At 69.7% G+C, this 18919-nt stretch carries 19 protein-coding genes and 1 pseudogene; 12 read left to right on the forward strand and 8 right to left on the reverse strand.

The genetic code is table 11. The features are described from left to right. Positions 1-51 precede the first annotated feature (51 nt). Genes IPN02_13960 through IPN02_13970 form a run of 3 tightly spaced genes read left to right on the forward strand, consistent with a single transcriptional unit; the run spans position 52 to position 2483 of the window. Positions 52-597, forward strand: a complete 546-nt coding sequence (locus tag IPN02_13960; GenBank protein ID MBK9297908.1) for a TlpA family protein disulfide reductase — start codon at positions 52-54, stop codon at positions 595-597. Then, positions 590-1087 (forward strand): cytochrome c-type biogenesis protein CcmH, encoded by a 498-nt coding sequence (locus IPN02_13965; GenBank protein MBK9297909.1) that lies wholly within the window; start codon positions 590-592, stop codon positions 1085-1087. Before IPN02_13960 ends, IPN02_13965 begins: the two co-directional genes overlap by 8 nt. After that, positions 1080-2483 (forward strand): tetratricopeptide repeat protein, encoded by a 1404-nt coding sequence (locus tag IPN02_13970; GenBank protein MBK9297910.1) that lies wholly within the window; start codon positions 1080-1082, stop codon positions 2481-2483. Before IPN02_13965 ends, IPN02_13970 begins: the two co-directional genes overlap by 8 nt. Before the next feature lie 7 nt (positions 2484-2490). Here IPN02_13970 and IPN02_13975 read toward each other — a convergent pair whose 3' ends face one another. Then, positions 2491-2976: a histidine phosphatase family protein gene (locus tag IPN02_13975; GenBank protein MBK9297911.1), complete on the reverse strand. Its 486-nt coding sequence runs from the start codon at positions 2974-2976 to the stop codon at positions 2491-2493. Between the two features lie 58 nt (positions 2977-3034). Between IPN02_13975 and IPN02_13980 the strand changes: the two genes are divergently transcribed. From IPN02_13980 to IPN02_14015, 8 genes and pseudogenes are all read left to right on the forward strand, one after another. Next, on the forward strand, positions 3035-4111 hold the full coding sequence (locus IPN02_13980; protein MBK9297912.1) for a hypothetical protein: 1077 nt from the start codon (positions 3035-3037) through the stop codon (positions 4109-4111). Between the two features lie 226 nt (positions 4112-4337). Continuing rightward, positions 4338-4676, forward strand: a complete 339-nt coding sequence (gene gatC / locus IPN02_13985) for an Asp-tRNA(Asn)/Glu-tRNA(Gln) amidotransferase subunit GatC (GenBank protein ID MBK9297913.1) — start codon at positions 4338-4340, stop codon at positions 4674-4676. Beyond that, positions 4673-6091 (forward strand): annotated as a pseudogene (gene gatA / locus IPN02_13990) (Asp-tRNA(Asn)/Glu-tRNA(Gln) amidotransferase subunit GatA). The gene gatC and the pseudogene gatA overlap by 4 nt, the downstream one beginning before the upstream one ends. Beyond that, a complete protein-coding gene (gatB, locus tag IPN02_13995; protein ID MBK9297914.1) occupies positions 6066-7508 on the forward strand; it encodes an Asp-tRNA(Asn)/Glu-tRNA(Gln) amidotransferase subunit GatB in 1443 nt (480 codons plus the stop codon). The pseudogene gatA and the gene gatB overlap by 26 nt, the downstream one beginning before the upstream one ends. Before the next feature lie 10 nt (positions 7509-7518). Further along, on the forward strand, positions 7519-8124 hold the full coding sequence (locus IPN02_14000) for a M23 family metallopeptidase (GenBank protein ID MBK9297915.1): 606 nt from the start codon (positions 7519-7521) through the stop codon (positions 8122-8124). A 180-nt stretch (positions 8125-8304) separates the two neighbouring features. After that, positions 8305-8565, forward strand: a complete 261-nt coding sequence (locus IPN02_14005) for a hypothetical protein (protein ID MBK9297916.1) — start codon at positions 8305-8307, stop codon at positions 8563-8565. Positions 8566-8698: 133 nt separating this feature from the next. Beyond that, on the forward strand, positions 8699-10087 hold the full coding sequence (locus IPN02_14010) for a cystathionine beta-synthase (protein MBK9297917.1): 1389 nt from the start codon (positions 8699-8701) through the stop codon (positions 10085-10087). Then, on the forward strand, positions 10077-11246 hold the full coding sequence (locus tag IPN02_14015; protein ID MBK9297918.1) for a cystathionine gamma-synthase: 1170 nt from the start codon (positions 10077-10079) through the stop codon (positions 11244-11246). Before IPN02_14010 ends, IPN02_14015 begins: the two co-directional genes overlap by 11 nt. A gap of 30 nt (positions 11247-11276) precedes the next feature. Here IPN02_14015 and IPN02_14020 read toward each other — a convergent pair whose 3' ends face one another. Together IPN02_14020 and IPN02_14025 are read right to left on the reverse strand one after the other, a co-directional pair. Next, complete coding sequence (locus IPN02_14020; protein ID MBK9297919.1) at positions 11277-12917, reverse strand: bis-aminopropyl spermidine synthase family protein; 1641 nt, start codon at positions 12915-12917, stop codon at positions 11277-11279. Then, positions 12914-13756: a hypothetical protein gene (locus IPN02_14025; protein MBK9297920.1), complete on the reverse strand. Its 843-nt coding sequence runs from the start codon at positions 13754-13756 to the stop codon at positions 12914-12916. Before IPN02_14025 ends, IPN02_14020 begins: the two co-directional genes overlap by 4 nt. Before the next feature lie 340 nt (positions 13757-14096). Here IPN02_14025 and IPN02_14030 point away from each other — a divergent pair, with 340 nt between their 5' ends. Next, a complete protein-coding gene (locus tag IPN02_14030) occupies positions 14097-14933 on the forward strand; it encodes a PQQ-dependent sugar dehydrogenase (GenBank protein MBK9297921.1) in 837 nt (278 codons plus the stop codon). A 5-nt stretch (positions 14934-14938) separates the two neighbouring features. Here the strand turns inward: IPN02_14030 and fetB are convergent, their stop codons facing one another. The 5 genes from fetB to IPN02_14055 form a co-directional block, all read right to left on the reverse strand. After that, entirely contained in the window at positions 14939-15730 is a 792-nt protein-coding gene (gene fetB / locus IPN02_14035; protein MBK9297922.1) for an iron export ABC transporter permease subunit FetB, read from the reverse strand. Then, positions 15727-16275 carry a phosphate ABC transporter ATP-binding protein gene (locus IPN02_14040; GenBank protein ID MBK9297923.1) on the reverse strand — a complete coding sequence of 183 codons (549 nt, stop codon included), beginning with the start codon at positions 16273-16275 and terminating at the stop codon, positions 15727-15729. Before IPN02_14040 ends, fetB begins: the two co-directional genes overlap by 4 nt. 78 nt (positions 16276-16353) lie before the next feature. Continuing rightward, positions 16354-16983 (reverse strand): uridine kinase, encoded by a 630-nt coding sequence (gene udk, locus IPN02_14045; protein MBK9297924.1) that lies wholly within the window; start codon positions 16981-16983, stop codon positions 16354-16356. Positions 16984-17076: 93 nt separating this feature from the next. Further along, entirely contained in the window at positions 17077-17682 is a 606-nt protein-coding gene (locus tag IPN02_14050; protein MBK9297925.1) for a hypothetical protein, read from the reverse strand. 117 nt (positions 17683-17799) lie between these two features. Then, positions 17800-18903 carry a zinc-ribbon domain-containing protein gene (locus IPN02_14055; protein ID MBK9297926.1) on the reverse strand — a complete coding sequence of 368 codons (1104 nt, stop codon included), beginning with the start codon at positions 18901-18903 and terminating at the stop codon, positions 17800-17802. Between the last annotated feature and the right edge of the window lie 16 nt (positions 18904-18919).

An 18919-nucleotide genomic window follows, 5' to 3' on the forward strand; every position in this document is an offset into this window, starting at 1 on the left:
CCGGACGCGACCGTAGGGGGGTCGGAGCCACCCCGGACCAACGTGCGCCGGGTGGCGCTGGGTGTCGCGGGAGTGATGGCGCTGCTGTTCGGCGTGTTGATCGTGGCGACCACGCGCAGCGACGACCCCAAGGAATCGGCCAGCTCGCCGCTGGTCGGGGCCGAAGCGCCGCCCCTCGTCGCCGACACGCTCGACGGCGACACGGTCGACCTGCGCGACTACCGGGGTAGCTGGGTACTGGTGAACTTTTTCGCCACCTGGTGCGTGCCCTGTCAGGTCGAGCATCCCGAGCTGGTGCGGTTCTCCGAGCAGCACGCCGGGCCCGGTGACGCCCATGTGATCTCGGTGGCCTTCCAGGACGAGCCTGCCGATCTCAAGGCCTTTTTCGCCGAGAACGGGGGCGACTGGCCGGTGGCGGTCGGCGACACCTCATCGATCGCCCTCGACTACGGGGTGGTCAAGTTGCCGGAGAGCTACGTGGTGGCGCCGAGCGGCGTGATCGTCGCCAAGGTCGCCGGCGGAGTGAAGGCCGACGACATCGATCGGTTGATCGCGGCGGCCAGCGGGGCGAGCGCTCAGGTCGGCAACGATGGCTGAGGTGCGCACGCCGGCGCGGAAGTGGCGGCCGATCGCCTGGGGCCTCCTCGGCCTCGTCGTCGCTGTGGCGCTGGTGATCGGCGCGTTCGGGCGCCGGCCGACGGAGGGCGAGGATCGCGTGCAGGCGCTCGCCGGCCAGATCAAGTGCGTCACCTGCGTGGGCGAATCGGTCGCCGGGTCGCAGAGTGACTTCGCCGTCAACGCCCGTGAGGACATCCGCACGCGGGTCGACGATGGCGACACCGACGAGGAGATCCTCGGCTACTTCTCGTCCCGCTATGACGACGTTTTGTTGAACCCGTCGGCATCCGGGGTGAACTCGCTGGTGTGGATTTTGCCGATCGTCGTCGTTGCGGTTGCGATCGCCGGCGCGGTGTTGACCGTCCGTCAGCGCCGTCAGACAAGCGCCAGCCGCCCGAGCGCCGAGGATCGTCGTCTGGTGGAGGCTGCGCTCCAGGACTTTCTTGCGGGGGGTGAGCCCCATGGATGAACCCTCCGACGCTGGGCCGACCGCTGCTGGGTCATCCGATGCTGGACCTACTGATGCTGGACCTACTGATGCTGGGGATCCCGGGACCGGCCCGTCCGGTACCGAGCGGCCCGAGCACTCCCGGGGCGACAGCGCTGCGCATCGCGCCGACGAAGCCGAGCGCGACGAGTTGCTCGCCACGCTGCTCCGCCTCGACGAGGACGCTGCCGCCGGCGACCTCGACGCCGAGGAGGCCGACGCTGTTCGCGACGACCTCACGCTGCGCCTGGCCGCCGTGCTGCGTCGCCTCGACGCGCCCGCCCGGCCGGCTCAACGGTCGCGTCGATCCGAGGCGTCCACCGGCACCGATGAGGATGGAACCCAACGCGCGGAGGTCCCCCTCTGGCGTCGGCGCGGCAACCTGGCGGTCGTCGCCACGCTGGTGATCGTGGCGGTCGTCGGCGGCGTTCTCGTCGCCCAGTCGGCCGGCACCCGAGCTCCGGGCGGGGCGATCTCGGGGGCCACCGGCTTCTCCGAACGCCTCGATGCATGTCGCACGCTGCGAGCCGACTCCGGCGCCGAGATCGACTGCTACGAGCAGCTGGTCGAGGAACGGCCCGACGACATCGAGGCCCTCACCTACAGCGGGTGGGCCCTGGCCCGGGCCGGCCGGACCGACGAGGCAACCGACCGGTTCGACCGGGTGGTGAAGGTCGACCCGAGCTATCCCGATGTGCGGGTGTTCCGGGCCTCGGTGGCGCTGCGCTCCGGCGACCCCGAGGCCGCCCAGGACGAACTCGATGCCTTCTGGGCCTCCGACCCGCCCCCGGGCATGGTGACCATCCTGCGGGACCAGAACCTGGAGTCGGCGGTGGCCGAGGCCAACCTTCCCGACAACGTTCGGCGCTGCTGGAAAACCGTGGATGATGCCGCCTCGGCAGCGGCGACGACAACGACCCCCGGCCAGGACCTGCCCGACCTTGAGAGCGCCTTGGGCCTCACCGACGGCTTGAAGTGCTTCGACGACCTGATCGAGGCCAACCCCGACGACGTCGTCGCTCTCACCACCCAGGGGTTGGTGTTCACTGCGCTCGGCCAGGGCGTCTTCTACGACCGGGCGGTGCAGCGCCTCAACGCCGCCCTGAAGATCGACCCCGAAGAGCCGACGGCGCTGTTGTTGTCGGCGGGCATCGCCAACGCCCAGGACCGGCCCGAGCTTGCCATCAAGTTGTTGGACCGCTTCGACGAGGTGGGGGAGCGGCCGAGCGGTCTGTTGCCGCCTGAGGTCACCGCCGACGCGATCCGTCAGGTGGCCGAAGGACGCCTTGACGCCGGTCCCAGCCCGACCTCGACAACGCAGCCCGAAAGCGGCCCGTCACCGACCACCGCCGGCGGTTCGAACCCAGACGGGGGCTAGCCGTGGGCTAGCCGGGCAGCGCTGATTTGGGCGGTGGCGCTTCCCAGTCGCCCCGCACGATGCGACCGTCGTCGACGGTGAAGGTCCAGAGCGACCCTTTGGTGAACCCAGCTCGACCCGGCACGATCATGCCCCGCCCCTGGGCGCGGCGCACCAGGTCGGGAATGACGTCGCCGTGGCTGCACATCAGGACGTCTCCGTTGTGTTCGAGCCCTTGGGCGATCACCGCCCAGGAGGTGTCGATGTCGGTCCCTTCGGCCAGTCCATCGAACAGCTCGACATCCAGCCCGGCGGTCACAGCAAGAGGCTCGACCGTCTGGTTGCAGCGGGGTAGGGGGCTCGACCACACGGCGTCGATGGGCTGGTCGATCAGTCGGTCGGCCAGCCAGATCGCCTGACGGCGGCCCTTGTTGTCCAAATGCCGCTGCGTGTCCAACGGATCACCGTCGTCGCGCTTCCCGGCCCTGCCGTGACGGACGAGGTAGAGGGTCACCCGGGCAACGCTACTACCGGACGGACCGCCTCGGATGGGACACCGTTAGCCTCCGCTGGTGGCCGACCTGCGGACCGAGCTGACCGAGATCGTCACCGGCCTGGGCACGCTCGGCTTTGCCGACGTTCATCACGCCGTCGCCGCTGCGCCCCGGGCGCTGGTCGGGGTGGACCCTGCCGTGCTCGGCCGGGTGGGTGATCACCTCGACGATCCCGTGCTGGGACCCCTCGCTCGGGTGGCGTTTACCAACGGTGCCACCTTCCTCGCCGCCACCGAGGGCCTGCGGGGCCGGGTGCCTCATCGGGTCGAGTGGAAGGGACCCCACAAGCCGCCGGGGTTCGAGACCGTGCCGGCCGACCTGCGCATCGACCACGTCTATCTGGTGAGCTGTAAATACGGTTCGGACATCCTCCATAACGTCAGCCCTGCCCATCTGATCGACCGCCACCTGGCCCAGAAGCGCAGCCCCACGACGGTCGACTGGTTCACCGAGGTCGCCCCCGAGGCATATGGCGACCTGTACCGCCGAACGGTGGCCTGGTCTGGCTTGGATCTTCCGCCAGAGGTGACCCAACTCGATCGAGATCAGCGCACGTCACTGCGCCGGGCCCTACCCAAGGGAACCTGGCCCGACGATCTGGCGCAGGAGTATTGGTCCTTCGTCGGCGAGGTGGCGGAGGCGACGGCCAAGCGTTGGCAGGGTGCGCTCGCCGTGCCGGCTCAGCGTGAGGAGATGGTCTGGCGGTTGTTGCGGCTGCAATCGGCGCCCTATTTCGTGCTTGGCCAGAGCCGCTCGGGCGAGCCGCTGCGCTACCGGGTGGACACCCCGTGGGACTTCCGTCGCCGCTATGCCCTTGAGTCCTTTGTGGTGTTCGCCGAACCGGCCGGCCAGGCGGTCGTCGGTTGGCGGGCGGAGGTGCGCGTGCGTTCGGACGCAATCGACGATGAACGGCCGGCCTCGGGGGTTCCGTCCCTGGAGGCTCTGCCCTTCGAGCCGGCGGAGGATCGGCGCGCCGTCGAAGGTCGGGTTGAGTTGCGCTGGAGCCACGGCAAGTTCTCCGGCAATCCGGAGGCCAAGGTGTACCTCACCACGCCGCCCCACGACGTCCCCGGCTATACGCAGTTGCTGTCCTGAACCTGCGCCGACCAGCTAAGGCGTCCCGGAGCGCTCGCCGACCGACGATCTGCACCTCATCGCCGTGTTGAAAGACATCCGTAGGTCCTTGACCGATTGATGGGACGTACGACCGGCCGACCCGCCCATTCCCGGCCTGGGTCCGGTCCTCGGTACCATCGCTGCCTGATCGACGACCGCCCCGGACCAGCGGGCCGACGCCATCCGCACGCCGAAGTTCGTGGAAATGCATCAAGGAGCCCACCCTGTGACCACCGATGACGGATCACCGCCCATCACAACCGATGACGTGGCCAAAGTGGCCGCCTTGGCACGCTTGGAGCTGACGCCGGCCGAGCTGGACACCTTCACCGGCCAGTTGGCCGACATCCTCGACCATGCCGCCGACCTGTCGGCGATCGACCTGGACGGGGTCGAGCCGTTGGGTACCCCGGTGCCGATGGAGAACGTGCTGCGAGCCGACGTCCCCGGTGACACGCTCGACCGCGACGAGGTTTTGGCGTCGGCACCTGCGTCGGAGGACGGCAAGTTCAAGGTCACCTCCATCCTGGGGGAGGGGGCATGAGCGCCCGCACCGCACTCGGGACCGCGGCGGCGGTCAGGTCCGGCGAGCGCTCCGCACGCGACGTGGTCGACGAGTCGCTCGCCGCCATCGACGAGGCCAACGCCGACCTCAACGCCTTCCTGTGCGTCACCGCCGACGAAGCGCGGGCCGCCGCCGACGCAGTCGATGCCCAGGTGGCGGCCGGCGATGACCCCGGCCCCCTGGCCGGCGTGCCCATCGCGCTGAAGGACAACCTGGTCACCCGCGGCGTGCCCACCAGCTGCGCCAGCAGGATCCTGGCCGGCTGGGTGCCGCCCTATGACGCCACCGTGGTGCAGCGCCTGCGCGCCGCCGGCGCGATCAGCGTCGGCAAGACCAACCTCGACGAGTTCGCCATGGGCTCGTCCACCGAGAACTCGGCGTTCGGCCCCACCCGCAACCCCCACGATCGCGAGCGGGTTCCCGGTGGTTCCTCGGGCGGTTCGGCCGCTGCGGTGGCCTCGGGCATGGTGCCCCTGGCGCTCGGATCGGACACCGGCGGTTCGATCCGCCAGCCCGCCTCGCTGTGCGGGGTGGTGGGCGTGAAGTCCACCTATGGCACCGTCTCTCGCCTCGGCCTGGTCGCCTACGGCTCATCACTCGACCAGATCGGTCCGTTCGCCGCCAACGTCGCCGACGCCGCGCTGTTGCTCGAGGTGATCTGCGGGCACGACCCGGGCGACTCGACGTCGCTGAAGCTGCCCGCCCCCGAGGTGAGCGCCCACCTGGACGACGGCGTCGACGGCCTGCGGGTCGGCATCATCGCCGAGCTGATGGGCGAGGGCATCGCCCCCGAGGTGGTCGCCCGCATCCGCTCCGCCGCCGAGGCGCTGGAGGCCGCCGGTGCCACGGTGGAGGAGGTGTCGGTCCCGTCGATCACGACGTGCCTGTCGGCGTATTACATGGTGGCGACGGCCGAGGCGTCCTCCAACCTGTCCCGCTACGACGGCGTGCGCTACGGCAACCGGGTGGAGGCGGCCAACGTCACCGACATGATGACCGCCACCCGAACCCAGGGCTTCGGCGACGAGGTGAAGCGGCGCATCATGTTGGGCACCTACGCCCTCTCGGCCGGCTACTACGACGCCTTTTACGCTACCGCCCAGAAGGTGCGCACCAAGGTGCGGGCCGACTTCGACGCGGTGTATCAAAACCACGACCTGCTGATGTGTCCCACCTCGCCGACGCCGGCCTGGCGCCTGGGCGAGAAGATGGACGATCCGCTCACGATGTATCTGAGCGACATCTGCACCATCCCGGCCAATCTGGCGGGGCACCCTGCCGTGTCGGTCCCGTTCGGCGCCAACGGTGCCGGGCTGCCCATCGGCGTGCAGGTGCTGGGTCCGACGCTGGGGGAGACCGCCATGTTCCGTGCGGCCGCCGCGTCCGTCGAGCACCACGGTGGACCTGTCCACGTGGGAGATCGTCATCGGCCTCGAGGTGCACGCCGAGCTGGCGACGGCCACCAAGTTGTTCTCCGCTGCGCCCCAGCTGTTCGGTGCCGAGCCCAACACGAACATCGACCCGCTCACCCTCGGGCTGCCCGGCAGCCTGCCGGTGCTCAACGAGCAGGCGGTGGAGCTGGCGATCCGGGTCGGCCTGGCGCTCAACTGCACCGTGCAGCGTTCGGTGTTCGCCCGCAAAAACTACTTCTACCCGGACCTGCCCAAGGACTACCAGATCAGCCAGTTCGACCTGCCGATCGACATCGACGGCTGGCTGGAGCTGCCGACCGGCAAGATCGTGGGTATCGAGCGGGCCCACCTGGAGGAGGACACCGGCAAGTCGACCCACGCCGGCGACACCGGCCGACTTCAGGGCGCCTCGTCGTCGCTGGTCGACTACAACCGCGCCGGCGTGCCGCTGCTCGAGATCGTCAGCCGCCCCGACATCCGCGACGCCGATCAGGCCCGGGCCTATGTGTCCGAGCTTCGCTCGATCCTGGTGGCGGTCGGGGCCTCCGACGGCAAGATGGAGGAGGGCTCGATGCGGGTGGACTGCAACGTGTCGGTCCGCCCCCAGGGTTCCGACACGCTCGGCACCCGCTGCGAGATCAAAAACGTCAACTCGCTGCGCTCGTTGGGCCGGGCGGTCGACTACGAGGCCGCCCGCCAGGTCGATCTGATCGAGGGCGGCGGCACCGTCCGTCAGGAGACCCGTCACTGGAACGAAAACGACGGCCGCACCCACACGCTGCGGGTCAAGGAGGAGGCGGACGACTACCGCTACTTCGCCGACCCCGACCTGGTGCCGTGCGACCCGGGCGATGAGTGGATCGAGCGGGTGCGCGCAGCGCTGCCCGTCCTGCCCGCCGCTCGGCGCGCTCGCCTGGGTGAGGCGACGGGAGGCGACGCCGAAGGGATCGCCATCGTCGTCGAGCGCGGCCTGGACGATCTGGTGCTCGCTGCGATCGACGCCGGGGCCGACCCGGCGCGTGCCCTCACCCGCGCCGAGCACAACCTCTCGGACGAGCGTTCGGCCGAGCTGGACCCGGCTGCGTTTGCCAAGCTGGTCAACCTGGAGGTCGAAGGCAAGCTGTCGGCCACCCAGGCCAAGACGGTGCTGGCCACGCTGGTCGCCGAGGGCGGCGACCCGGCCGAGGTTGCTGCTGCGGCCGGGTTCGAGGCGATGGACACCTCCGAACTGGAGGGCATCGTCGACGGGCTGATCGAGGCCAACCCCGCCGAGTGGTCCCGCTTTTGCGAAGGCGATCAGAAGGTGACCGGCTTCTTCGTCGGTCAGGTGATGCGGGCGACCAAGGGTCAGGCCGACGGCAAGGTGGTTACCCAGCTGCTCAACTCCCGCAAGCGGTAGCATCCTGCGGGTGCGACCTCGTCAAAGTCGAGTGCTCGGGCATTCCCGCCGCGGTGGGAGCGCCCTGGCGGTGTGGGCCATTTCACTCAGCGCCGTCGGGCTGCTGGCCGGCGGATGCGCGACCACGCCCCCTCGGGCGTTCGCCTTCCCGGTGAAGTCGTCGGCCACCCGTTATGCCCGCACCCACCACCACTACCCGGCGGCGGACATGTTCGCCCCCTGCGGCACGGCGGTGGTGGCCCCCACCGATGCCGTGGTCGAGGAGGTCGAGACACGGGACCGGTGGAGACGGGCCACCGACGATCCTGCGCTGCGCAGCGGGCTGCTGGTGTCGCTCGTCGACTTCCGGGGCGTGCGCTACTACGGCAGCCACCTGTCGAAGGTGCAGGTGTCGGTGGGCCAGCGAGTGAGCCGTGGGCAACGGGTGGGATCGGTGGGCGACACCGGCAACGCCAAGGGCACCGGCTGCCACCTCCACTTCGGGCTGTCGCCCGCTTGCCTCACCGGCTGGCAGAATCGCAGGGGCAAACTCGCCCCTCAGCCCTATCTGGACTCGTGGCGCAAGGGTGCCCGGAACGACCCGGCTCCGGCGATCGCCCGCATGGCCTGCCGGTGAGCAGATCTCCCGCCCGCGGAGCGGTGGTTTGGTCACCCAGTGCGGATCCGGCGACGGCGCCGGCGCGAGGCCCTGCACGCGCTTGCCTTGGCGTCCCACGGTGAGCTATGGTCAAGCCGTACGACGTACGAGCAGCTGGAGCGACATGCCGTGACGATCCGACGGAGTCTCCTGGTAGGAATGCTGCTCACCGTTGCGATCGGTGCGATCCTGATGGCCAGTCCGTTGCGTTCGGTCACGTCTGACGCCTTCGACAAGGTGAGCGTGACCCGCTCAACCAAGGAGGGCAAGACCAGTGCGGCGGGTTCGGAGCTCAACGTGTCGGGCGCCTCGGCCGAGGATATCGATCGGTCGCTGGTCGGTGTGGCCACGCTGGGAGCGGTTTTCCTTGGTCTCTCCGCGCTGATGTTTGTCATCGTCGCTATCAGCCTGCGTTTCTGAAGCAACAGTCGTTCTCGCAACGGGGTGGGTCGGATCGAGCCCGAGGTGGCAGGCTGTGCCCGATGACCGAGGATCTTGCGTGAGCCCGACCGAGCCCATTGAAGCGACCGGGCACGGCGGCCTGCCGGCGGGTATCGCCCCTTCGGTCCTCGACCTGTTTGGCAACACCCCGCTGGTCCGCCTTGGTCGCCTGTCCGAGCAGGAAGGCCTGGTCGCCACGCTGGCGATGAAGATGGAGACCACCAATCCTGGCGGTTCGACCAAGGACCGTCCGGCGCTGCAGATGATCCTCGACGCCGAGGCCGCCGGCGAGCTGGTTCCCGGTGGCACGATCGTCGAACCGACCAGTGGCAACACCGGCGTTGGCCTGGCGATCGTCGCTGCCCAACGGGGCTACGATTGCATCTTCGTCATGACCGACAAGGTGGCTCCCGAGAAGGTCGACCTGCTCCGCTCCTACGGGGCGGAGGTGGTCGTGTGCCCGGTGGCGGTGGCACCCGAGGACCCCGAGAGCTACTACTCGGTGGCCGAGCGGCTGGTCGAGGAGACCCCCAACGCCTATCGGCCCAACCAGTACGCCAACCCGTCCAACCCGGCCGCCCACACCGCCTCGACCGGCCCCGAACTGTGGGCACAGACCGAGGGACGCATCACCCACTTCGTCGCCGGCGCCGGCACCTGCGGCACGATCACCGGCGTGGCGACGTACCTCAAGGCGCAGAACCCCGAGATTCAGATCATCGCAGCCGACCCCGAAGGTTCGGTGTTCTCCGGTGGCTCCGGGCGGCCCTACCTGGTCGAAGGGGTCGGCGAGGACTTCTTCCCCGACGCCTGGAACACCGACCTGTACGACGGCATCATCGCCGTGTCCGACGCGGACAGCTTCTCGATGGCTCGGCGGGTGGCCCGCACCGAGGGCATCCTCGTCGGCGGCTCGGGCGGCATGGCGGTGGCCGCTGCGCTACAGGTGGCCGCCGCGGCCGGGCCCGACGACCTGGTCGTCGTCCTCAACCCCGACTCTGGGCGTGGCTACCTGTCCAAGGTGTTCAACGACGACTGGATGGCCAACTTCGGGTTCACGACGTCCTCCGGGCCGACGCTTGCAGACGCCATCGAGCGCTCGGGCGGGCCACGCGACCTGTTGTACGTCAACCCCGAGCAGCCGGTGCGGGAGGCGATCGACGTGATGCGCTCCAACGGCATCAGCCAACTGCCGGTGTGCAAGAACACGCCGCCCTTCGCCGCCGCAGAGGTGATGGGCTCCGTCGACGAGCTGGTGCTGATGCGGGCCGCCGCTGGTGATCGGGCCACCCTGGACCTGCCGGTCGAGTCGGTGCTGGGCCCCAGCCTGCCGACGATCGGGATCGGCCAGGAGGTCAATTTGGCGATCGAGCAGCTCCGCACCGCTACCGCCCTCCTCGTGCTGGGCGGTGGCCGGCCCTGTTGCATCCTGACCCGCAGCGACGTGCTGGGGTTTCTTGAGTTTGGGGATGACCCAGGAGGAGATCGCCATGTCGACTGACGCCCAACCCGGGAAAGCCCACGGTTTCGCCACCCGGGCGATCCACGCCGGCCAGCCCCACGATCCGATCACCGGCGCCGTCGTCACCCCGATCAGCCTGGCCACCACCTTCGCCCAGCCCGAGGTGGGCCAGCTGATGGGCGGCTTCGAGTACGGCCGCACGGGCAACCCGACCCGGGCCGCCTACGAGGCCTGCCTGGCCAGCCTGGAGGGAGGCACCGATGCGGTGGCCTTCGCCTCGGGGCTGTCGGCCGAGGACGCACTGCTCCGGCTGGTTGCGCCCGGCAGCAGGATCGTGCTCGGCGACGACGCCTACGGCGGCACGTACCGGCTGATCTCGGCGGTCCATGCCCTCGAAGGCCGCGATCACCTGGCCTTCGACCTGACCGACCCGGGCAAGCTGGAGGCCAACTGGCCCGACGATGCGACGATGGTGTGGCTCGAGACGCCGACCAACCCGCTGCTCACCTGCCTGGACATCACGGCGATCGCCGAGGTGGCCCACGCCCACGGGGCGATCCTGGTGGTCGACAACACCTTCGCCACCCCGGCGCTCCAGCGTCCTTTGGAGCACGGCGCCGACGTCGTCGTGCACTCCGCCACCAAGTACCTGGGTGGCCACTCCGACGTGGTCGGTGGCATCGTCGCCACCTCCGATGAGGAGCTGGCCCAGCGGCTGCGCTACCTGCAGAACGCCGTCGGCGCGGTGCCGTCGCCCTTCGACTGCTATCTGGTGCTGCGGGGCCTCAAGACCCTGGACGTCCGCATGGAGCGGCACAGCGCCAACGCCGCGGTGATCGCCGAGGCGCTCCAGGCCCACCCGCAGGTTGAGCGCGTGCGCTACCCGGGGTTGAAGAGCCACCCGACCCACCGGGTGGCCGCCCGGCAGATGTCCGGGTTCGGCGGCATGGTGAGCTTCGAGTGTCGAGGCGGCGAGGCGGCGGCGCTCGAGGTGGTCAGCCACACCGAGCTGTTCACGCTGGCCGAGTCGCTCGGCGCAGTCGAGAGCCTGATCGAACATCCGGGTCGGATGACGCACGCGTCCGCAGCCGGTTCGCCCCTCGAGGTGCCCGCCTCGCTGGTGCGCTGTTCGGTGGGCATCGAGGATGCGGCCGACCTGGTCGCCGACCTGACCGCTGCGCTCGACCGCCTCCCCTGAGTCCCAACGGGTCCGCCGGACCCTGTGGTGTCAGCTCGACGCCGGTGCCGGGTCGGTGAGCAGCGCTGCGATCCGATCGAGGGGAAGGTCGAGCAGCGAGTCACCGGGACGCACCGTCGTACCGAGCGAGGCGAGGTGGTCGCTCGCTGCGGCCCGGGCCTGGCGACGCGTGGGTGGGGGATCGATCTCCGATGACCGGGTCAGCCACTCGGCGATCACGTTGCGGGGGTTGGCATGGCCGCGTCCGACCAGCGGCGGGCCGGCAGGTGAGGCCGGGGCCTCGTCGTCGATTCGGCGGGCGACCAGCAGGTCGGCCCCCGCTACCGCCCGCTGGGCCGGTTCGAGGCGCCACCACCTCGACAGGTGGGCCTCGACCCAGCCGCGACCTCCGGTCGTATCCCGCTGCTCGGGATCGGCGCTGCGGTCGGCTGTGTCGACGTCGCACACGAGCACCGCAGAGGGCGCCGCCAGCGCCAGGAGGGCTCGGGGCAACCATGCCCCCGGATCGCCGCGCAGGTCGACGACCGGGACCGCTCCGCTGCGCAGCTTGGGCGCCTGGTCGCCACCGATCAAGCGCCGGACCCCGATCACCTGGGCGTCCGGCCCGGCCTCCTCGGTGGCGGCGCTCAGCGGCGCCGAGTCGGCCTCGATCGCCGAACGAGCAGCGGCCGGACCCTGGGAGTAGAGGTTTTCGGCCGCCTCGCCCTGGGTGCCCTCGCGGCCGGTCGGTGCGAGCAGATACAGGTCGGCGCGGCCGCCGATCGCTTCGGCACCTGCGTAGGTGACGACGTCGGGCCACATGGCCGAGATGGCGAAGGCGGCGCGCATCATCTCGCGCTGCACCTGCCAGCCGAGGGTCGCACGGGTCTCGCCGAAACCGTAGGTCACCGCCACCCGCCCGTCGGGCCCCGCCAGCGCATCGGTGGCGACGGCGAGGAACGCGGCCATGCCCTCCGGAGTGAAGGGCGGGTTGACGATGACCAGGTCGGCCCAGTCGGCCAGCGATCGGGGCAGACCAACCCGCACGTCACACCACCGCAACAGCGGTCCGCGCCCGTCCAGGCCGGTCGACCCGAGGGTCGCGAGGACGGAGTCGTCGACGTCGACGACGGCCACCTCTTCAGCCCGGCCGTCGGCGGCGAGCGCGAGGGCGTCGAGGTCGCGTCCGCCCAGCACGAGCACGTGGGCGCCCCGCAGATCGAGGTGGCGGTCGAGCACGTCGAGGCGGGCGGCTACGCCGTCGTGGGTGGCCGGGCGGTGATCGAGATCCCGACGCGGTGCGTCCAGCCCGAGCGACCAGGCCTGAAGGCGGGTGTGCAGTTCCGGGTCGGTGAAGGCTCCTGATTCCGAGGGCCCGTCGAGTGCCCAGCCTTCGATCAGCTCGGCCCGCAACGGGTCGGAGAGCTCCCAGCGGTCGTCCTCGAGGCTCAGGCCAGGGGTGGCCTCTTCATCGCCGGCGGCGGTCGTCAACCCTGCGAGCAGCGCCTCGATACCCCGCCGCGAGATGCCGCTGGCGGCGACGAGCTCACCGATCGAGGCCGGTCCCTCGACGAGCAGCGCGACGGCCGGGCGCAGTGCGATCGTCGCCAGGCCTGCAGGAGCTTTCGCTGCGCTGATGACCTGCTCCTCGTCGATGACCTGCTCCTCGTTCGTGCCGTGCTCGTCGTTCATGATGTGCCCCCCAGCGATGGTGCATTGCGTCGGCCGAGTTGGTCGAGAGCGTTGAGCACGGGCGTGTCGGCGATCAGCTTGGTGAAGCTGACCCGTTCGCTGGCCAGGGTGGTGGCGATCACGCCGGCCAGCGCGAGGTGGCGGGCCCTGGGTGACCAGCGACGAACCGCGTCGACCGCCAGTGCCGCCCCGAGTGCGTTGGCTCCGGTATCGCCCAGCATCGCCCGCTCGGCGAGATCGTCGCCGAGCAGCCCGAGCGCCGTGCCGATCACCGCGCCGGACTCGGGGCCTGGCTGACGCTGCGCCGGGACGGCCGCCAAAGCGGTTGCGACGAGGAGTGAAACCTTGAGTGCCCGGCCCGGCCGGAGGTCGAAGAGGTTGATCAGGTTGGCAGAACCGGCGATCAGTGCGCCGTCCGCCGCCACGACCAGCGGGTGGGATCGGCCACGGGATCCCAGGGTGGCGGCCAGCAGGCCGGCGGCGCCGATGGCGACGATCTTGACCGCCCCGGTGGTCACCTCGCCACGGGCCAATGCCCGGAGATGCCCCCCGATCCCCTTGGTGTCGGTGACGCCGAACAGATCATCGAGACCGCCGGCAAGGCCCGCCCCCACGACGGCGACCAACCCGGGCGTTGCGCTCGCCGGAGCGTCGCCTGCGATCACCGTCCCCACCATCACGCCGGAGGCCAGCCCGATGACCGCCGCCGGGCCTCCGAGCAGGGTGACCGGTTCGGCCCGGTGGTTGGTGCGCTGCCAGCGCGCCGCACCGCCCGGGACCCGTCCGGGCAGCACCCGAAGCGACCCCGAGGCCGCAACGGCGGCGGCACCGGTTGCCAGGGGTCGGGAGACGGTGAAGCGGAGCGGCGTAGGCGGTGACACCCATGCCACGGTATCGGTCCCGGCGAGCCACCCTCGATGCCGTGCCGGGCCTCGGCCCGATAGGTTGCCTTGGTGGGCGAGAAGGCCGCCCGGGAGCATCGATGGAACATCGGAGGAGTGGGGAGTGAGAACGTTGGCCAGCCGACGGGGGTCCGTGGCCGCTGGTGCCCGACATCGCACAGGCCGATGGGCGGCAGGCCTCGTGCTCCTCGCCGTGGGCTGCTCCTCGACGGAGGATTCTACGGCCGATTCCGGACCTCAGCCGTCTGGCGATCCGGCCGAGCTGGCCTCGCAGGTCGTGGCGCGGTTTCCGGCCGAGGAGGCGACGGCGTTGGCCGTTGACGAAGACGGTCAACTGTTTGTCGGCGAACGTCTCAGCGGACGGGTGTCGAAGGTCGACCCGGACTCGGGTGAGGCCGAGGCGCTGTTCACCGTCGACGACCTCGACACCGATCTGGAACAGGGCGGACTGCTCGATGTCGCCATCGACACCGAGGGCACCCTGCTCGTCTCCTACACAGCCACCGACGGCCACCTCGTGATCGACGAGGTCGCCGGCTCCCCGGGGAAGCTCACCCGTCGTTGGGACGGGCCGGTTGCTGCGGAGCGATCAAACGGTGGCCGTCTGGCCGTGCTGGGCGGCGATACCGCCGAACAGGACACGCTCGTGGTCGGGGTCGGCGACCTGCTCGACCCCGAGTCGAGTCCGCTGCCCGACACCGCCAACGGAAAGCTGCTCGTCGTCAACGATTCGGGTGAGGCCAGCCCGTTCGCCACGGGGCTCAACAACCCATTCGCGCTGGGGACCGATGGGAAGAACACGGTGTGGGTCGCCGACAACGCTCCGGGTGATAACCCTGAGCGGCTGTTGCGCCTGACCGCCGCCCGTTCCGAGAAGGTGGCCTCCTGGACCGACACCCGGGTGCCCTCCGGACTGGCGGTGCTCGACGACCGCACCTTGGCCATCTGCTACTACGCCACCGGCGAGCTGGTGCTCGTCGATGCAGACAACCCCCAAGGGGGCTCCGGACCGCTGGTGGCGGACGATTGCCGGTTCGGGGTGCAGTCGCTCGGCGACCGGCGCCTGGCCTACGCAACCGACGATGAGGTGGTCATCGTCGACGTCGCCGGCTGACGATCTCACTCGGCCGGCGGGAGTTCCACCAGGCGATCGTCGGCGGTGATCAACCGGGTGCTCAACCCGATCGCCATCACGGTCGTCGTCACCGCCACCGAACCGAGGATGAGGTACATCACCGCCAGCTGCACCCTCACCGCGGCCGCCGGCTCCACTCCGGCCAGAATCAATCCGACCATCGCCCCGGGCAAAAAGACCAGCCCCACCGACTTGGTCGTCTCGATCTGGGGGATGAGGGCCGTTCGTGACGCGGCTCGCAACTGGGGCTGGACGGCCTGGCGGCCCGAAAGGCCCAGCGCCAACCGTGCCTCGACCCGGTCACGTTGTTCTCGAAGCTCCTCGATCGTGCGACGAGCGGCCAGGACGGTCGAAGACAACGAGTTGCCGATCACCATGCCGGCCAGCGGCACGATGGTGCGGGACGTCATCGGAAAGATCCCTGCACCGAAGAGAACACCGAGTGAGATGATCGTCGTGGTCGAGAAGGCGACAAGGGCCAGGGGGAACGCTGCGGGCACTTCGGGGGCACGTCGGCGAACCGTGATCGCAGCGAAGAGCACCATGGCGACCAACCAGCACCAACTCCACGCCAGCGGCGCGCCGTCGCCGACGACCAGCGTGAGCGCCCCGCCGATCAGCGCCAGCTGGCCCGCTGCGCGCAGCGCAGCCCACAACAGCGACCGCTCCACACCGAGCCGTCGCCAGGCCGATACCGCCAGCGCAAGGGCCACCAGGATCGCCGATGCTGCCAGACCCCACGTCGTCGGCTCGGTGGCACCGGATTGGGCGATCATGGCGGGCCGAGTCGAAGGTGGTGGTCGGCCAGCCGCTCGGCCTGTTGGGGATCGTGGGTCACCCACACCAGGGTGGTGCCGCCTTGGGCCAGGCTGAGCGCCAGCGTCTCAAGGTGGGCCGTCGCCTCGGGGTCGAGGCTCGACGTTGGCTCGTCGGCGAGCAGGACCGACGGCCGGGTGGTGAGCGTCCGGGCCAGGCACATCCGCTGGGCCTCGCCTCCCGACAGCCTGGTGGCCTCACGCTCGGCCATCGACGGCTCGAGTGCCACTGATCTCAGAAGCGACGACACCTCGTCGTCGCTCAGCGCGACCGCGGCGCGCAGGTTGTCGGCAACCGTGCCGGGGAACGGAATCGGCCGCTGGAAGACCATGCCGACGTCGCGTCGGAGCGCTCGGGCCTCCCAGTCGGAAACGTCGATGCCCCGGTAGGAGACCGTCCCGGACGACGGCACCACAAGCCGATTGCAACACCGCAACAGCGTGGACTTTCCGGCGCCGGACGGCCCCGAGACGACGGTGATGCCGCCCTCGGCGATGTCGGCCATTCCCAGCGCAAGCCGCCGGACGCCCCCACTGGCGACGACCACGTCTCGGAACACGAACAGCGTCTCGGTCACGAGGTGTCAGCCGGTGCTTGGCTCGGTGGTCGCCAAGGCCACCCGCTCGCGGATCAGCGCCACCAGCATCGAGATCGCGGAAGTGTTGCGTCCACCGTGAGGGATGATGACGTCGGCGAAGCGTCGGGTTGGCTCGACGAACTGCACGTGGCTCGGACGGACGGTGGTCAGGTACTGGCGCACGACCGTCTCGGTCGTTCGCCCTCGCTCGGTCACGTCGCGCTCCATCCGCCGGATGAAGCGGAGGTCGTCGTCGACGTCGAGATAGACGGCCAGGTCGAGCAGTTCTCGCAGGTCGGGGTCGTGCAGCACGAGAATCCCGTCGACGACGATCACCGCTCCGGGGTGGGCAGGCTCGGTGATCGACGATCGGGTGTGGGTGGTGAAGTCGTAGACCGGCACCTCGACCGCAACCCCAGATCGCAGGCGGTTGAGGTGCTCGAAGACGAGTGGCCACTCGAACGCAGTGGGGGAGTCGTAGTTGACCTGTGCCCGCTCCGACATCGGCCGGTCGGACTGATCGAAGTAGTAGCTGTCGACGGTGAGCATCGTCACGTTGACGAGGTTGACGGCCTCGACGATCGACCGGGTGACCGTCGTCTTGCCCGAACCCGACCCTCCGGCGATCCCGATCACGAACGGTCGCTGCGGTTCCACGGAGCCGCAGGCTATCGGGCCACCGGACCTCGTCCTGTTGGCACAAACGGTGTTGCGACAGCGCCTCGGTCTTCAGGCGGCTGTGCCGAAGCCCCTCGGTTGCACCGAGACGCTGAACTGTTCGAGGCACACCTTCATGCCTCGCGTCTCGGTGAAGTCCTTACAGCCGGACTGCTTCAGCCCGAGCACCCGGTCGTAGAGCTCGCCGATGTCGGGCCTCGAGTGCTCTCGTGCCAGTTCGTTGAGCTTCTGGCGGAGGCGCGCACGGAACAGCACCACCGGGTCGGCGTGCTCGCTGTAGTAGCGCACCGCCTCGATGGCGTTCTCCTTCAGCGCGTTGGATGCGTCCTTCACATCGCCGGCGGTACGCCGACCGTTGGGCTTCGGCTGGGCCTCGTTGCTCAGCTCCAGCGTGAAGGAGTACTTGAACTTGAACTCCACCTCGATGTCACGCGTCAGGGCATGATGGACATCTTCGTTGATGCCGCTGTGGCGGCGAACGACGTAGTAGACGCCGAGACGCAGAGCCTTGAGTAGCCCGGGCTCGGTTGCGGGCAGGATCACCTCGAAGCGATTGCGTCGGAGGTGAGCGACCAGCAACGCTCCGGCCGGTGCCGACGGGTAGCGCTGGAAGGTCTTGGGTGGGTGGTATGGGCCGATGATCAGTGGGCACGTCATGATGGGCCTCCTCGGTGCGAGCTTGGTGACCGACCTTCAACATAACCTTTTCACCGTAAGGGTGAAAGTGATTTAAAAATTGAGAATCCCTTGATCCGGGGTGACCTGAGCGGCTCTTCAGTGCTTGGACCGGCTGGCGACCGGTGCCAGGCAGGCGAGTAGCACGCCAACCGCGATACTGACGCCGGCGGGAACGTAGATCTGGCGGATCTCCTGGCCGACGGTCAGACCGGTGATCAGGTCGAGCCCGACGATCAACCACACGAGCTGGACGACCCCGAAGGTCAGCACGGTCGCGCCGGTCGCGATCAGGCCGATCTGCATCGCCTTGCGGTTGCGGGCCATCCATGCGGCGAGGATGACGAGCGCCCCAAAGCCGGCAAGTAGCGCCAGCGCCCGCAGCGATACCGTCCACGCCAGCGGCGCTGCGGTCGAAGACCAGACACCCCACGACAGTCGCGTCGGTGCTGCGATGGCGACCAGCTCAAGCCCTGACCGCTCGAGCAGCTTGCCCTGGTCGAGTACGACGTAGATCAAGGCGCTGACCGGTAGCCACACCGAGACCACCCCGGCGACCACCCTGGCCCAGCGCCCCGACCCCGGCGTCGACCCGGATTCGGACGGCGGCTGCACCCGGCGTGGCGCCGCCAGCGGTGCAGGGGCCGACCAGACGCTGCTGGGAGCGGGCGCCGGAAGCGGCTTCGCGGCGGCTCGGGGCGGCTCCGGGCTCGACAGGTCGTGCACCGCCGTCGCCGCCCCGCCGTCCGGCTGGTCCCAGGCCGACGGAGCGGCGGGAATGCCCGGCGTGACCGAGGTCGGTGTGCCCCCGATGGGCGAGGTCGGCGCCGACGGCGATTCCGGCGGCTGCGATCCGGCGGGGCCGATTTGCGGGTTGACCTGGGTCGAGGTTCCGCCGTCCTGCGGCGGTCGAGGGGGTGTCACCACACCGACGGCGTCCGTCTTCGCCAACCCGTCCGCGGCGGGCGCCTCGGAGCGGCGTCGCCGTTGAATGACGGGCGGTCCTTCGCCGTCGGTTGAACCTCGGTTGCCCGCATCCCGGTTTGTGTCCCGGCCCGCGCTTTCACCGGCGGTCGGATGAACACCACTGGGCGTCTGCGACCGATCGCCCACACCCGGGGACGAAGCGTTGAGCGCCGCCCCGCAGTGGGTGCAGAACCGGGCATCATCGAGGGTATCGGCGTGGCAGTGGGGGCAGATCACAGCGAGCGGTCCAAGG

Origin of the sequence: Candidatus Microthrix subdominans (assembly GCA_016719385.1) — a bacterium.
GTDB lineage: Bacteria > Actinomycetota > Acidimicrobiia > Acidimicrobiales > Microtrichaceae > Microthrix > Microthrix subdominans.